Here is a 15,505-nt window from a genome sequence, read left to right as displayed (position 1 = left end):
AAATGCCCCACATCCTGATTGTCGAAGACGAAGCGGCGATAGCCGACACGCTGATATTCGCCCTGCAAGGCGAGGGCTTCACCACCACCTGGCTGAGCCTTGGCCAGGCGGCGTTGGAGCATCAGCGCCAGGCCCCGGCCGACCTGATCATCCTCGACATCGGCCTGCCCGACATCAGCGGTTTTGAAACCTGCAAGCAATTGCGCCGCTTCAGTGAAGTGCCGGTGATGTTCCTCAGCGCCCGGGACGGCGAGATCGACCGCGTGGTGGGGCTGGAGATCGGCGCCGACGATTATGTGGTCAAGCCGTTCAGCCCACGGGAAGTGGCGGCGCGGGTGCGGGCGATCCTCAAGCGGGTCGGCCCCGGTGCCGCGCCGGCGCTGTTCCAGGTCGACCTGGAACGCATGCAGATCCACTATCGCGGCCAGCCCCTGAACCTGACCCGTCACGAATTCCGCCTGCTGCAAAGCCTGCTGGACCAACCCGAGCGGGTCTTCAGCCGCGAGCAATTGCTGGATGCGGTGGGCGTGCCGGCCGATGCCGGTTACGAGCGCAATATCGACAGCCATATCAAAAGCCTGCGCAGCAAACTGCGGGCCGTGGCGGCGCAGGCTGAGCCGATCCAGACCCATCGCGGCCTCGGCTACAGCTATAGCCCGAGCAACAGCTGATGCGCCTGGGGCTGCGGATTTTCCTGGTGTACGCGCTGTTTATCGGCCTCACCGGTTACTTCGTGCTCAGCACGGTGATGCAGGAGATCCGCCCTGGCGTGCGCCAGTCCACCGAAGAAACCCTGGTGGACACCGCCAACCTGCTGGCCGAGATCCTGCGCGAAGACGTGAAGAACCGCACCCTTGGCCAAAGCCACTGGCCGCAGGTGCTCAAGGCCTACGGCAATCGTCAGCCGGGCGCGACCATCTGGGGCCTGCCGAAAAACCAGGTCAATCACCGTATCTACGTGACCGACGCCAAGGGCACGGTGTTGCTCGACTCCAGCGGCGACGCGGTGGGCCAGGACTACTCCAAATGGAACGACGTGTACCTGACCCTGCGCGGCGAATACGGTGCGCGCTCCACCCGCAGCAACGCAGATGACGCCACGTCGTCGGTGATGCACGTGGGCGCGCCGATCCGCGACAACGGCCATATCATCGGCGTGGTCACCGTGGCCAAGCCCAACAGCTCGTTGCAACCCTATGTCGACCGCACTGAGCGGCGCCTGCTGTGGTACGGCGCCGGGTTGGTGATCCTGGGTTTGCTGTTGGGCGCGTTGTTGTCGTGGTGGCTGAGCGTGGCCTTGCGACGCCTGACCGCCTACGCCGAAGCGGTCAGCGAGGGGCGACGGGCCGAGTTGCCGCATTATCGCGGCGGTGAGTTGAAGCAGTTATCCACGGCGGTGGAGCACATGCGCACGCAACTGGAGGGCAAGGCCTACGTCGAACATTACGTGCACACCCTGACCCACGAGCTGAAAAGCCCATTGGCCGCGATCCGTGGCGCGGCGGAACTGCTGCAGGGCGATATGAGCCGCGAGCAGCAGCAGCGCTTTGTCGGCAATATCGACAGTGAGAGTGCGCGCCTGCAACAGTTGATCGAGCGCCTGCTGAACCTGGCGCAGGTGGAGCAGCGCCAGGGGTTGGAAGAGCAGTCGAGCATCGCGCTGGGTGCCTTGGTCGACGCGGTGCTCAAGGCTCAATGCGCACGAATCGAAGGGGCTGGGCTGCGTGTGGAGCAGGCGATTGCGGCTGACGTGAAGGTGTTCGGCGAACCCTTCCTGCTGCGCCAGGCCCTGGGCAACCTGCTGGAAAACGCCCTGGACTTCACACCGCCCGGCGGTCTGTTGAAGTTCAGTGCGCAGACGCTGCACAACGATGTGCAGGTTAGCCTGTTCAACCAGGCCGCACCGATTCCCGACTATGCATTGCCGCGCCTGAGCGAACGTTTTTATTCGCTGCCACGCCCCGCGAGCGGGCGCAAAAGCACGGGCCTGGGCCTCAATTTTGTCGAAGAGGTGATGAAGCTGCACGGCGGCGCGTTGCAGATCGGCAATGTGCCGGGCGGCGTGCAGGTGGTGCTGCATCTCCACACAGTCTCCACATTGCCCACATAAAACACCCACATGCGCGGCTCACTCTGCCCTCATCAAAACAGGGAGAGACCCATGAACCGCAGCCTGCTTTTCAAACTTGGCGCGATTGCGCTGCTGATCCTGCTGTTGCTGATTCCGTTGCTGATGATCAACGGCATCATCAGCGACCGCCAGCAACTGCGCGACGGCGTATTGATGGACATCGCGCGCAGCTCCAGTTACGCCCAACGTATTACCGGGCCGGTGATGGTGGTGCCGTATCGCAAGACCGTGCGTGAGTGGAAGCTTAATGAAAAGCTCAACAAGCGCTACGAGGTCACCCGTGAAGAGCGCGGCCGCCTGTACTTCCTGCCGGACCGTTTTGAACTCGACGGCAAGGTGCAGACTGAACTGCGCGCACGCGGCATTTACCAGGCGCGGTTGTTTCATGCCGATAACCGCATCGCGGGGCGTTTCGAGCTGCCTGCACAGTTGGGGATCACTGAAAACTTTGCCGACTACCGCTTCGAACCGGCCTTTCTGGCGGTGGGCATCAGCGACATTCGCGGCATTGAAAACTCACTCAACCTTGAGCTTGGCAGCCAGCGCCTGGAGTTCTCGCCGGGCTCGCAAGTGGATTGGCTGGGCGAAGGCGTGCACGTGGCGCTGCCCGAGCTGGACAGTAAAAAACCGGCCGTGGTGGACTTCGCCTTCGACCTGCGCCTGCAAGGCACCGAGCAACTGCAAGTGGTGCCGGTGGGCAAGACCAGCCAGGTGTCACTGGCCTCCAACTGGCCGCACCCCAGCTTTATCGGCAACTTTCTGCCGACACAACGGGCGATCGACGAGAAGGGGTTTACGGCCAACTGGCAGACCTCGTTCTTCTCAACCAACCTCGAACAAGCCCTGCAAACCTGCCTGGACGCACAAGGCTGTGATGACTTCAACAGCCGCAGCTTCGGCGTGAACTTCATCGACCCGGTGGACCAGTACCTCAAGAGCGACCGCGCGATCAAATATGCGCTGCTGTTTATCGCCCTGACCTTTGCCGGCTTCTTCCTGTTCGAAGTGCTCAAGAGCCTGGCGGTACACCCGATTCAATATGCACTGGTGGGGGTGGCCCTGGCGTTTTTCTACCTGTTGCTGTTGTCGTTGTCCGAGCACCTGGGGTTTGCCTTGGCGTACCTGATCTCGGCGAGTGCCTGCGTGTTGCTGATCGGGTTTTACGTGTGCCATGTGCTGCGCAGCGTGACCCGTGGCCTGGGGTTCTCGGCGGGGTTGGCGGCGTTGTATGGCTTGTTGTACGGGCTGTTGAGCGCCGAGGACTATGCGTTGCTGATGGGCTCGCTGTTGCTGTTCGGCCTGCTGGGCACGGTGATGGTGCTGACACGTAAGCTCGATTGGTATGGCGTGGGCAAGCGCAAGGGGGTTGAACCGTTGGCGTTTGATCTGGAGGCAGTGCAATGATCGGGTTGCGCGAGGATCAGCAAGAGGGGGCGCAGTTGGCCGCAAGGATCGTCACCTTCCTCACGACCACCATCGCCCACTGTGGCAAGCCCCCTCTCACATTGGCTCGGCGTGAATGTCAGATCGGCGGCTGGGTCTGCTGCATCGAAGGCCGCTGGCTGACCTCGGCGTACCAGGCGGCAAGCTGTGGGTTGGCCGACCGCCAGGGCATGTCCGGATGGCGAAAATCCAGGTAACCCAAGGCGCAGGCCACGCTGATGGCGGCGATGTCGAAATGGCTGGCCAGTTCGGCAATGGCGTCCTGCTCCAGCTCGGCGAGGGTGCGGTTGATCTTGTTGCGCTGTTCGTCGAGCCACTGGTCCCAGTGTTTTTCCACCGGGCGCAGGGCGGTTTCGTAACGTACCAGCACGGCGGCGTCCATGATGCCGTCGGCCATGGAGGCCAGGGTCAGGCGACGCCAGCGCGCCGAGCCGTCGCGGGGGATCAGCGGGTTGCCGACGTGCTGGTGGTCGAAGTAATCCAGGATCACCCGGCTGTCGTGCAGCACGCTGCCGTCGGCCAGGCGCAGGGCGGGGATCTTGCCCACGGGGTTGCCTTGTATCACCTGGGCATCCGGGGTTACCGGGGTCGGCACGCAGGCGTGCAGGCCCACGCGGTCCTGCTGGCCGGTTTCGAGCAGCAACACGCGGACTTTGCGCACGAACGGTGAAGCGGGGTTGTGGAACAAGGTCATGCTGGGCGCGGACATGGGCATTCCTCTCAATGGGCTGTGGCTAGCCTAGAGGGTTGCGCGCCGCTTGAACAACCCCCAAACGCCTATCACAGCAGGCACGCCCAACCCCACCCAACTGAGCGAATCCCACAGCCCGTCCCCCAGCAACGCCGCGCACAGCCCGGCGGCGCTGAGCAGGCCAACCCCCAGTGGCAGGCCAAACACCTTCCAGAAGTTCGACTGGCGCGGCTTCATGCCTTGCCCGCCTTGCGCCGCGCGATCCACAGGTAAACGCCACTGCCGAGGACGATGATGGTCAGCACGTCCAGCACCGCCCACAGGATCTTCATCGGCATGCCGCCGTAGTCACCAAAGTGCAGCGGCTGGGACAGGCCCATGGCGTCCATGTACCACGGCCGTTCGGCGATGGCGGTGACAGCCAGGGTGCGGGCATCGATCAGCACCGGGGTGAGCAAATGCGACGTCAGGTGGGTGCCGCCTTTCATGAATACGGCGTAGTGATGCTCGCTGGAAAAGCGCGTGCCGGGGAAGGCAATGAAGTCCGGCTGCATGCCGGGCGCCGCCTTGGCGGCGATGCTCAGCAGGTCGCTGGCGGGTGCGCGTTGGGTCAGTGGCGGGGCGTTTGTGTAGGGCGCGATCATCGCGCTGAGGCTGTCCTGGCGCCAGGCGGCGATGATCAGGTCGGCGCAGGCGCTGATCACGCCGGTCACGCCCACTACCAGCGCCCAGGTCAGCGTGACCACGCCGATCAGGTTATGCAGGTCGAGCCAGCGCAGGCGGGTGGACTTGTCCCGGCGCACGGTGGCGAACTTCAAGCGGCGCATGAACGGCAGGTACAGCACGGTGCCGGAGATCATCGCGAGCACAAACAGAACACCCATGAACGCCAGCCATAACTTGCCCGGCAGCCCGGCAAACATATCCACATGCAAGCGCAGCAGGAACAGCGTGAAGCCGCCGTTGGCCGCCGGCATTGGCACCGACTCGCCGGTGCGCGCATCGAGCATGAAGGTATGGGACGCATTGGGCTCGGTGCCGGCGGTGGCGGCCATGATTGCGATCACGCCGTTCTTGTCATCCTCGTCCCAGGCCAAGTACTGCAGCGCCTCGCCGGGGCGTTGGGCCTGGGCCTTGGCCACCAGTTGCTCAAGGTTGAGCTGCGGCGTATCGGCGGGCATCCGCGCCAGTTCGGGCTCGTTGCCCAGCAGGTGATCGATCTCATGGTGAAACACCAGCGGCAGGCCGGTGAGGGCGAGCAGCAGCAGGAACAGCGTGCAGATCAGGCTGGTCCAGGTGTGGATGAAGGACCAGCGGCGGATGGTTCTGCTTTTCATGTTCTAGCCTTGGCCATTTACCACTGGTAGGTGGCGCTGGCGACGACGCTGCGTTGGTCGCCGAAGTAGCAGTAGTTGCCATCACAGGTGGACAGGTAATCCTTGTTGAACAGGTTGGTGGCGTTCACCTTCACCGACGCGCCCTTCAGGTTGTTGTCGAGGCGGCCGAGGTCGTAGTGCACCGCGCCGTCGAACACGGTGTAGGCGTTGGCCTTCCCCAGCCAGGTATTGGCCTGGTCGCCGTAGGTGTTGCCGGTATAGCGGGCGCCGAAGCCGATGCCAAAGCCGTCGAGGATGCCGGTGTGCCAGGTGTAGTCGGTCCACAGCGAGGCTTGCTGGTTGGGCATCAATTGCAGACGGTTGCCTTGGTTGATGCCTTTTTGCACCTCGGACTTGGCCAAGGTGTACGCGGCGATGACCTTGAGGTTCTCGGTCACATCGGAGACCGCTTCCAGTTCCAGGCCTTTGACTTTCACTTCGCCGGTCTGGCTGTTGATTTGCTGGCCCCCCGGGCCGATGGTGGTCACCTGCACGTTCTTCTGGGTCAGGTCATAGACGGCCGCGCTCAACAGCGTATTGGTGCCGGGCGGCTGGTACTTGACCCCCAGTTCCCATTGTTTGCCTTCGGTCGGTTTAAACGTGGTGAGCGCATTGGTATCGGCGTTGCTCGCCGGTTGGAACGACTCGGCGTAGGACAAGTAAGGCACGAAGCCCGAGTCGAACACATAGCTAAGCGCCGCGTTGCCACTGAAGTGTTTGATGCGGTCAGTGTTGGTCGCATCGCTGTCATTGAAGTAGGTAGTGCCCTGATGCACCCAGTCTTCACGACCGCCCAGCGTCAGACGCCACTGGTCCAGGGCCATCTGATCCTGAATGTAGAGGCCGGTTTGCACGGTTTTCTGGTTGTAGTCGTAAAACGGCCGGACATCGGTGGGGCGCAGGGTTGGCTGGGTATTGATCGGGTTGAAAATATTGGTCCCTGACGCAGTGCCGAATATCGCCCGATAGGACGTGTCGGTGCGCTGGTGATCCAGGCCCAGCAGCAGGGTGTGCAGGATGTCACCGGTCGCGAAGTCAGCCTGGAAATGGTTGTCCACCGCGAACTGGCTGATGTCCTCGTCAACGTTGGTGGTGGAGCGGGTGATATTGCCCGCCGCGTCCGCCGGTGAGAACGCGTAGGAACCCACGGTCAACTGCTGGAACGACAGGTCCGATTTGGTGTAGCGCAGGTTCTGCTTGAACTGCCACGTATCGTTGAAGCGATGCTCAAAGGCATAGCCCAGCGCGTAGTAGGTGCGGTCGTAGTATTCGTAGTCCGGGTCGCCCAGGTTCTTGTGGTGTGACACCTCGCCCAGCGGCGACTTGATCTTGGTGCCCTGGATCGGCAGGAACTGGCTGGTGGTACCGGTATCGTCGCGGGTGAACTGCGACAGGAAAGTCAGCTGGGTATCCGGGTCGATATTCCAGGTCAGGCTCGGCGCAATGTTGTAGCGCTTGTTGTCGATGTGATCGACCTGGGTGCCCGCATCACGCACCACGCCGCTGAGGCCATAGAGAAACTGGCCTTCGTCATCGATCTTGCCGGTGCTGGCAAAGTTGATCTGGCGATAGTTGTCGCTGCCGTATTGCACCTGGATGGCACTGCTCTGCTCGGCGCTGGGACGGCGGCTGACCATGTCCAGCAGGCCTCCCGGCGGGGTCTGGCCGTACACCGATGACGCCGGGCCACGCAGCAGGGCGAGGCGGTCGAGGTTCCAGGTTTCGGCTTTCGGGTTGGCGTACACGCCGCGAGGCAGTGGCAGGCCGTCGAGGAATTGGGTGGGTTCGAAGCCGCGTACGCGCATCCAGTCATAACGGGTATCGCTTCCGTAGCTGGCGGAGACGATGCCGGGCATGTACTTCACCGCGTCATCCAGGTTTTGCACGTTGCGGTCCTGCATTTGTTCGCGGGTGGCGATGGAGATCGAGCGGGGTGCTTCGACCAGCGCGGTGTCGGTCTTGGTGCCGGCGGCGGTGCGCTTGGCCAGGTAACCGTCGACCGGGCCCCAGGCGCTTTCATAGCTGTCCTGGCCAGTGATGCTGGTGGTGGGTAGCGCCAGCGCACCCTCCGGAACCGCCACCAGGCTGAACGTCCCGGCGCTGCTCTGCTCCAGTTGCAAGCCTGTGCCGCGCAGGGCCTCACGCAGTGCGCCCGGTGCATCAAACTGGCCCTGGACCGGTGCCGAGGTCTTGCCCGACGCCAGCGCCGGGTTGAGGGTCAGTGCCAGGCCGGCCTGGCTGGCGATCTGGTTCAGCGTGGTCGCCAGGGGCGCCGCCGGCAGGTTGTAGGCGCGCACGCTTGAGGCTTGTTCGGCGGCGAACAGCACGGTGCTGGCCAGCGGGGCGCTGAGGGCAATGGCCACGGCTAACAGGCTGGGGCGCAACAAGGTGTCTAGCGTGCGGGACATGGGCGGCTCCTGAGTGAAAATATTTCTCAATTGCCTAGGTGCCGAACGAGAAGCGAAAAGTGATAGGGCAGGGTGAAATTTTTTTTGTGGTGTGTTTGAGGGACTCATCGGGGGCAAGCCCCTCCCACACACATCAAAATGTGGGAGGGGGCTTGCCCCCGATAGCGATAGCCCAGGCGCCGGAAAACCTAAGGCTTACCTTTGACCACCACCCACCACGGTGTGTGTTGCTCGATGCGCACCGGCAGGGTGGGCAGCAGGGCGTTGAGCGCCAGGGTGGTGTCGTGCAGCGGGAAGCTGCCGGTGATGCGCAGGTCGGCCACGTTTTTATCCACAGCCAAATAACCGCTGCGGTAGCGGCTGAGCTCCTCGACCACATCCTCCAGACGGGCGTTGTCGACCACCAGCATGCCGCGGGTCCAGGCGTCTGTGGCGGGGGTGACGGCAAGCGCAGGGCCAAGGCCATCGCTGCGCATCAGCACTTGCTGGCCTTCCTTGAACACCTGTTCCTGGTGCAAGGCCTGTGGTTGCGCCGCCACCGCCGATTGCAGGACGCTCAAGCGCGTGGCGTCGTCTTCGCGCTTGACGATAAACCGTGTGCCCAGCGCCCGCAGGCTACCGTCGCGGGTCTGCACGTAGAACGGGCGCGCATCGTTGTGGCCGGTCTCGACGAAGATTTCGCCTTCCTGCAACACAATCAGCCGGCGTTGCTCATCAAAACGCACGTCGATGGCGCTATGGGTATTGAGGTTGATCCGGGTGCCATCAGCCAGTTTCAGCGTGCGCTGCTCGCCGGTGGCGGTGCGCTGGTCGGCCAGCCAATAGTGGATCGGTACGTAGCGTTCGCCGGCGAACAACGCCAAGCCGCACACCAGCGCGATACTGGCAAGGCCGGTGCCCAACTTGCGCACACGCTGGCGGATGCCTTCACGCGACTGCAACAACGCCGCCCGCGCCGGGCCCGAGGCCACGCGAAAGCGCTGGTCGAGCATGCCCAACTGGCGCCAGGCACGGGCGTGCTCTTCATTGCTGGCCAGCCATTTGCCGAACTCTTCGCGCTCCACGGCGCTGCCGTCGCCTGAATCCAGAGACAGCTGCCAGGCAATTGCCGCATCCAGCACCCGGGCCGAGACCGGCTTGGAACCGCTGATGCTCACGACGGCTCGCCATACAGCGCGATGTAGCACTGGCGAATGCCCTGGGCCAGGTACTGGCGCACACGCGGCACCGATACCCCCAGGCGCTGGGCGATTTGCGCGTGGCCCAGGCCGTCGAGACGGTTATAGAGGAAGGCGGCGCGGGCCTTGCTGGACAGTTTGCCGAGCAGGCGGTCGATGGCCTTGAGGTCTTCGAGGATCAGTTGTTGTTCTTCGGGCGAGGGGTGTTCGCTGGGCGGGATCAACATCAATTCGCTGAGGTAGGCCTGCTCCAGGGCTGCGCGACGGAAGTAGTCGAACAACAAGCCTTTGGCGATCGCCACCAGAAATGCGCGGGGCTCGCGCGGGGCGCGCAACTCGTCACGGCCGAGCAGGCGCATGAACGTGTCCTGGCTCAGGTCTTCGGCGCGGCTGGGGCAGGCCACATTGCGTCGCAGCCAGGCCAGCAGCCAGCCACGATGGTCGCGGTACAACGCGCCAACAAGCTCACTGTGTGGGTTCTGGACCGACGACAAGGCATCACCGAATAAACAAGAGGTTTAAACTAACGAGAATTATTCGCGATTGTGTCAGAGGCGTGGGAAGGGCGCAATTGGCGTCTGTCGGGAGATGAGATTAAAACGATGGCGCTTGTTTACGCCGTTTCCATTGGCTCAAACGCGTGTGCAGCGCGTGGGGGGTGTCGATGTGGTGCCGGCGCGCGCGACTGAACAGGATGAGCATCAGCTCGGCTGTGGCCAGGGCATCGGCGCTGGCGTGATGGCGTTCGCCCACCTGCAGGTTGAAATGCTTGATCCAGTCGTCCAACCCGGCTTCGCGGATGTGCGCCTCGGGGCACACCAGAGGGGCGATGTCGGCCACATCGAGGAACGGATGAGCCAGGCGATAACCCAGGCTGTCCTTGAGTGCGCGGCCGAGCATGTGCTGATCGAACGGCGCATGGAACGCCAGCAGCGGGCTGTCGCCGACAAACTCCATGAAGTCCAGCAAGGCTTCGACCGGATCGCTGCCGGCGGCGATGGCGCTGGGGCCCAGGCCGTGGATCAGCACACTGGGGCTGAGTTTGGTGTCGGTGCGCTGCAAGGTGCGTTCGAACAACTGGGAAAAATCCACCGCGCCGTCTTCGATCACCACCGCGCCGATGGACAGCACCTGGTCGCGGTTGAGGTTCAGGCCGCTGGTTTCCAGGTCCACCACCACCCAGCGTTGGGTGCGCAACGCACTGTCGCCCAAGGCGATGGGCTTGGGCAGTTGCTCCAGGCGCCGCTGTTGCGCCGCATCCAGCCTGGGTTTGGTTGTGCGCAACCAACTGAACAGGCTCACAGTTGGTACCGCAAGGTCAGGCTGCTTTGCAGGCGTTGGGCCTGGCGCAGGGATTCACGCAGGATGCGCCGGTCCAGATGGTTAAGGCTGTCGGGGTCGACGCGGTTGGAATACGGCTGGTTTTCGCGGGTTTGCAGTTGGTGCTGTTGCATGCGGGTTTGCTGGATAAAGTGGTACGCCTCTTCATAGGCGGCGCCGTCCAGCGGTTCGATGACTTCCTTGACCACCAACTGGCGCAGGCGCTCCAGGGTGTTGTTGGCGCGGATGCCATTGGCCAGGGCCAGCAGGCGCGCGCCGTCGACAAACGGTGTGAGGCCTTGCACCTTGAGGTCCAGCGTGGCCTTTTCGCTGCCTTTGCGCGTCAGCACAAATTCACGGAAACGGCCCACCGGCGGGCGCTGGCGCAAGGCGTTCTCGGCGAGCATGCGCTGGAACAGCCGGTTGTCCGCCACCTGGTCCAGGATGCCTTGGCGCAACTGCTCGCAGCCGTGTTCGTCGCCCCACACCACGCGCAGGTCGAAATAGATGCTTGAACCCAGCAGGTTCTCCGGCGTGGCTTCGCGAATAAACGCCGCAAAGCGTCGCGCCCATTCGGCCCGCGACAAGCACAACTCGGGGTTGCCGGCCATGATATTGCCCTTGCACAGGCTGAACCCGCACAGCGCCAGGCTCTGGTTGATCTGCTGCGCCAGGGGCAGCAGGCGCCCGCGGATCTCGGCGGCTTCCACCGCATCCTTGGCTTCGAACAGAATGCCGTTGTCCTGGTCGGTGTACAGCGTCTGCTCACGACGGCCTTCGCTGCCGAAACACAACCAACTGAACGGCACGCCAGGGTCGCCTTTTTCGGCAAGGCTCAGCTCGATCACCCGGCACACGGTGTGATCGTTGAGCAGCGTAATGATGTGGGTGATCTGGGTGGACGACGCGCCATGGGCCAGCATGCGTTCCACCAATTGGCCGATCTCGCCGCGCAGCGCCACCAGGTGCTCTACCCGTGGCGCATTGCGGATGGTGCGGGCCAGGTGCACCAGGTCGACGCGCTGCAGGGAAAACAGGTCGCGTTCGGACACCACGCCACACAAGCGCTGGTCCTTGACCAGACACACATGGGCGATATGCCGCTCGGTCATGGCGATGGCGGCGTCGAACGCGCTGTGATCCGGCGTCAGGAAGAACGGCGCCTGGGTCATGTGCGCGGCGATCGGCTGGCTGAAATCGCCGGTGCCATCGGCCACCACCTGGCGAAGGTCGCGCAAGGTGAAAATGCCCAGTGGCGCCTTGTGTTCGTCGACGATCACGATGCTGCCCACTTGCTGCTCGTGCATCAGCGTCACCGCTTCGCGCAGCGGTGTGTCCGGGTTGCACGTGACCGGGTGGCGCATGGCCAATTCGCCCAGGCGGGTGTTCAAGGAGTATTGCGTGCCGAGGGTTTCCACGGCCTTTTGCTGCACCTGCTGGTTGACCTGGTCCAGCAGGCTGCTGACGCCGCGCAGGGCAAAGTCGCGAAACGGGCTGGAGAGGGCAAACAGCTTGATAAAGGCCGGTTTGTTCAGTTGCAGGCAGAAGGTGTCTTCGGCGGCCTTGTGCTCGGTGCGCGTGGCGCGTTCACCCAGGAGCGCGGCGAGGGGGAAACATTCGCCGGTGGTGATTTCGAAGGTGGTGTGCTCCGAGTCCGGTCGCTCGCCCACCACACGACCTTGCTTGACGATATAAAAGTGCTCCACCGGTCCCCCGGACGGCTTGAGAATGCTCTCGCCGGGGCCGAAAAAGCGTAACTGGCACTGCTCGACCAGAAACGCCAGGTGCGCGTTTTCCATCTGGTTGAACGGGGGGAAGCGTTGCAGGAATTGCAGGGTGCCGTGGATGTTCTGCAACACGGCGGTTTTACCCGCCTGCGTGAAAGCATCAGCTTTACTCATAACAGTGACCGCAGTTTTTTTGTCGTTATCGTCCTGCATGGTCGACTCCTGCGCGGCGGGTGCCCATTGGACGTAAGTCTAGGTCGCTGCAAACGGCGTGAAGCTAGGGAAAAACCTTACATGAATATCGTCCAAACCCCGTGGAACACCTACTAGGCAAAGTTTCCGACGAAAGGCACATTGATCGTCCTTCAGCAGATGTCTGACGAGTGTGCTGTGAGAGTGATGAGAGCTGCTGAGAACCGTATGTCCGACCACGATATTTTGAGTGATGCCGAGCGCGAGGCGCTGAGCGCCGTGATGCTGGAGCCTGATTTGCCGCCACAACGTGTGCTGATCGTTGACGACGATAAAGACGCGCGCGAACTGCTGGCTGAAATCCTGGGCCTCGATGGCATTCGCTGCATGACCGCCGACAGTGGCGAGAGGGCGTGGGACTTGCTGAAGTCCAGCAGCTCGATCGGTTTGCTGATCACCGACCTGCGCATGGCGCCGAGCAATGGCCTGGAGTTGATTCGCCAGGTGCGCGAATCCACCCGCGCGGCGTTGCCGATCATCATCATATCGGGGGATGCGGAAGCGCCAGACGTGATTGATGCGATGCATTTGAGTGTGGTGGACTTTTTGCTCAAGCCGATTGATAGCGTGAAGTTGGCGAAGCTGGTCAAGCGGGAGTTGGGGATGGTGTCCTGATTTTTGCGGTGAATGTAAGGGCCTCATCGGGGGCTTGCTCCCGATAGGGCCAGACCAGCCACCACAGCCCCCCAAAGAAAAAGCCCTGATCTCACGATCAGGGCTTTTTCATTTACAGGCCGTTTTTAGCCTTGAACTCCCGACGCCGGCGGTGCAATACCGGCTCGGTATAGCCATTGGGCTGTTTGGTCCCTTCAATCACCAACTCCACCGCTGCCTGGAACGCGATGTTGCTGTCGAAATCCGGCGCCAGTGGGCGGTACAACGCATCCCCGGCGTTTTGACGGTCTACCACCGGTGCCATGCGCTTGAGGCTTTCCATCACCTGGGCCTCGGTGACGATGCCGTGACGCAGCCAGTTGGCGATGTGCTGGCTGGAAATTCGCAGGGTGGCGCGGTCTTCCATCAGCCCTACGTCGTTGATGTCCGGCACTTTCGAGCAGCCGACGCCCTGGTCGATCCAGCGCACCACATAGCCGAGGATGCCCTGGGCGTTGTTGTCCAGCTCGTTGCGGATTTCTTCTTCGGACCAATCGGTGTTGCTGGCCAGGGGGATGGTCAGGATGTCATCCACCGAGGCGCGCTCGCGTTTGGCCAGCTCGGCCTGGCGCGCGAACACGTCGACCTTGTGATAGTGCAACGCATGCAGCGCGGCGGCCGTCGGAGACGGTACCCACGCCGTGTTGGCGCCGGCCAATGGGTGGGCGATTTTCTGTTCGAGCATCGCCGCCATCAGGTCGGGCATCGCCCACATGCCTTTACCGATCTGTGCGCGACCTTGCAGGCCGGTGCTCAAGCCGATATCGACGTTCCAGTTTTCGTAGGCGCCGATCCATTTTTCCGCCTTCATCGCGGCCTTGCGCACCATCGCGCCGGCTTCCATGGAGGTGTGGATTTCATCGCCGGTGCGGTCGAGGAAGCCGGTGTTGATAAACACCACGCGCTCACTGGCGGCCTTGATGCAGGCCTTGAGGTTGACCGTGGTGCGGCGTTCCTCGTCCATGATGCCGACTTTGAGCGTGTTACGCGGCAGGTTCAGCACCTCTTCGATGCGGCCGAACAGCTCGTTGGTGAACGCGGCTTCTTCGGGGCCGTGCATCTTCGGCTTGACGATGTACACCGACCCGGTGCGGCTGTTCTTGCGGCTGCTGTTGCCGTTGAGGCTGTGGATCGCCGCCAGGCTGGTGAGCAGGCCGTCGAGTATACCTTCGGGCACTTCGTGGCCGTCTTTGTCGAGGATCGCGTCGATGGTCATCAGGTGGCCCACGTTGCGCACGAACAACAGCGAGCGGCCGTGCAGGGTCACGTCCTGGCCGTCCACGCCGGTGTAGACGCGGTCGGGGTTCATGGTACGGGTGAACGTCTTGCCGCCCTTGGCCACCTCTTCAGCCAGGTCGCCTTTCATCAGGCCGAGCCAGTTGCGGTAGATCACCACTTTGTCGTCGGCGTCCACGGCGGCCACGGAATCTTCGCAGTCCATGATGGTGGTCAGCGCGGCTTCCATCAGCACGTCTTTGACGCCGGCGGCGTCGGTCTGGCCGACCGGGGTGCTGGCGTCGATCTGCAGTTCGAAGTGCAGGCCATTGTGTTTGAACAGGATCGCGATCGGCTCGGCCGCGGGGCCCTGGAAGCCGATCAACTGGGCGTCATCACGCAGGCCGCTGTTGCTGCCGCCCTTGAGGCTGACGATCAACTTGCCGTCGACGATCTTGTAGCCGGTGGAGTCGACGTGGCTGCCGGCGCTGAGCGGGGCGGCTTCGTCGAGGAAGGCGCGGGCGAAGGCGATGACTTTGTCGCCGCGCACTTTGTTATAGCCCTTGCCCTTCTCGGCGCCGTCGGCTTCGCTGATGGCGTCGGTGCCATACAGCGCGTCATACAGCGAGCCCCAACGCGCGTTGGAGGCGTTGAGGGCGAAGCGGGCATTCATCACCGGCACCACCAGTTGGGGGCCGGCCATGCGTGCGATTTCATCATCGACGTTTTGGGTCGAGGCGTGGAAATCCGCGGCTTCTGGCAGCAGGTATCCAATGTCTTGCAGGAAGGCTTTGTAGGCCACCGGGTCATGAGCCTGGCCGGCATGGGTCTGGTGCCAGGTATCGATCCGCGCCTGGAAATCGTCGCGTTTGGCGAGTAGGGCTTTGTTCTTCGGGGCCAGGTCGTGGATGACCTTGTCGGCACCGGCCCAGAACTGCTCGGCAGTGACGCCGGTACCGGGAATGGCTTCGTTGTTCACGAAGTCGAACAGGACTTTGGCGACCTGCAGGCCACCGACTTGAACGTGTTCAGTCATCTCTTGCCTCACTCTGCGGAGCTTATGCGCTGTTTCAGATTTTCATTATGTAGTGCTCGGTTGGGCATACTACA

The 15,505-nt window shown here is 62.7% G+C and carries 13 protein-coding genes; 4 read left to right on the top strand and 9 right to left on the bottom strand.

Annotated features, from left to right (window positions below):
• Window positions 1–2: 2 nt before the first annotated feature.
• Genes creB through creD form a run of 3 tightly spaced genes read left to right on the top strand, consistent with a single transcriptional unit; the run spans window position 3 to window position 3,535 of the window.
• The gene (gene creB, locus AB4O25_RS16205) at window positions 3–671 is read left to right on the top strand and encodes a two-component system response regulator CreB (protein WP_017530754.1); all 669 of its coding nucleotides are present in this window, start codon (window positions 3–5) and stop codon (window positions 669–671) included.
• Window positions 671–2,110, top strand: coding sequence for a two-component system sensor histidine kinase CreC (creC, locus tag AB4O25_RS16200; protein WP_017530755.1), 1,440 nt, complete (start codon window positions 671–673; stop codon window positions 2,108–2,110). The genes creB and creC overlap by 1 nt, the downstream gene beginning before the upstream one ends.
• A gap of 51 nt (window positions 2,111–2,161) precedes the next feature.
• Window positions 2,162–3,535, top strand: a complete 1,374-nt coding sequence (gene creD / locus AB4O25_RS16195; protein WP_017530756.1) for a cell envelope integrity protein CreD — start codon at window positions 2,162–2,164, stop codon at window positions 3,533–3,535.
• 118 nt (window positions 3,536–3,653) lie between these two features.
• Here the strand turns inward: creD and AB4O25_RS16190 are convergent, their stop codons facing one another.
• The 8 genes from AB4O25_RS16190 to AB4O25_RS16155 all read right to left on the bottom strand — a co-directional run bounded on the left by AB4O25_RS16190 (window position 3,654) and on the right by AB4O25_RS16155 (window position 12,448).
• Complete coding sequence (locus AB4O25_RS16190) at window positions 3,654–4,283, bottom strand: glutathione S-transferase family protein (protein WP_017530757.1); 630 nt, start codon at window positions 4,281–4,283, stop codon at window positions 3,654–3,656.
• A gap of 30 nt (window positions 4,284–4,313) precedes the next feature.
• Window positions 4,314–4,502: a hypothetical protein gene (locus tag AB4O25_RS16185; RefSeq protein WP_017530758.1), complete on the bottom strand. Its 189-nt coding sequence runs from the start codon at window positions 4,500–4,502 to the stop codon at window positions 4,314–4,316.
• The gene (locus tag AB4O25_RS16180) at window positions 4,499–5,602 is read right to left on the bottom strand and encodes a PepSY-associated TM helix domain-containing protein (protein ID WP_460149775.1); all 1,104 of its coding nucleotides are present in this window, start codon (window positions 5,600–5,602) and stop codon (window positions 4,499–4,501) included. The genes AB4O25_RS16185 and AB4O25_RS16180 overlap by 4 nt, the downstream gene beginning before the upstream one ends.
• Before the next feature lie 17 nt (window positions 5,603–5,619).
• Complete coding sequence (locus AB4O25_RS16175; protein ID WP_460149774.1) at window positions 5,620–8,049, bottom strand: TonB-dependent siderophore receptor; 2,430 nt, start codon at window positions 8,047–8,049, stop codon at window positions 5,620–5,622.
• Window positions 8,050–8,237: 188 nt separating this feature from the next.
• On the bottom strand, window positions 8,238–9,206 hold the full coding sequence (locus AB4O25_RS16170) for a FecR family protein (protein WP_065879364.1): 969 nt from the start codon (window positions 9,204–9,206) through the stop codon (window positions 8,238–8,240).
• On the bottom strand, window positions 9,203–9,721 hold the full coding sequence (locus AB4O25_RS16165) for an RNA polymerase sigma factor (RefSeq protein ID WP_017530762.1): 519 nt from the start codon (window positions 9,719–9,721) through the stop codon (window positions 9,203–9,205). Before AB4O25_RS16165 ends, AB4O25_RS16170 begins: the two co-directional genes overlap by 4 nt.
• Before the next feature lie 100 nt (window positions 9,722–9,821).
• A complete protein-coding gene (locus tag AB4O25_RS16160; protein WP_017530763.1) occupies window positions 9,822–10,529 on the bottom strand; it encodes a 3'-5' exonuclease in 708 nt (235 codons plus the stop codon).
• A complete protein-coding gene (locus AB4O25_RS16155; protein WP_177412863.1) occupies window positions 10,526–12,448 on the bottom strand; it encodes a putative nucleotidyltransferase substrate binding domain-containing protein in 1,923 nt (640 codons plus the stop codon). Before AB4O25_RS16155 ends, AB4O25_RS16160 begins: the two co-directional genes overlap by 4 nt.
• A 246-nt stretch (window positions 12,449–12,694) precedes the next feature.
• Here AB4O25_RS16155 and AB4O25_RS16150 point away from each other — a divergent pair, with 246 nt between their 5' ends.
• On the top strand, window positions 12,695–13,141 hold the full coding sequence (locus AB4O25_RS16150) for a response regulator (RefSeq protein ID WP_017530765.1): 447 nt from the start codon (window positions 12,695–12,697) through the stop codon (window positions 13,139–13,141).
• Window positions 13,142–13,253: 112 nt separating this feature from the next.
• Here AB4O25_RS16150 and AB4O25_RS16145 read toward each other — a convergent pair whose 3' ends face one another.
• Window positions 13,254–15,431: a malate synthase G gene (locus AB4O25_RS16145; RefSeq protein WP_017530766.1), complete on the bottom strand. Its 2,178-nt coding sequence runs from the start codon at window positions 15,429–15,431 to the stop codon at window positions 13,254–13,256.
• Window positions 15,432–15,505: the final 74 nt, after the last annotated feature.

The organism is Pseudomonas sp. S3_A03, assembly GCF_054668275.1.
Note: the sequence above shows the minus strand (reverse complement) of the source record. Positions and strands in the feature narration are given on the sequence as shown.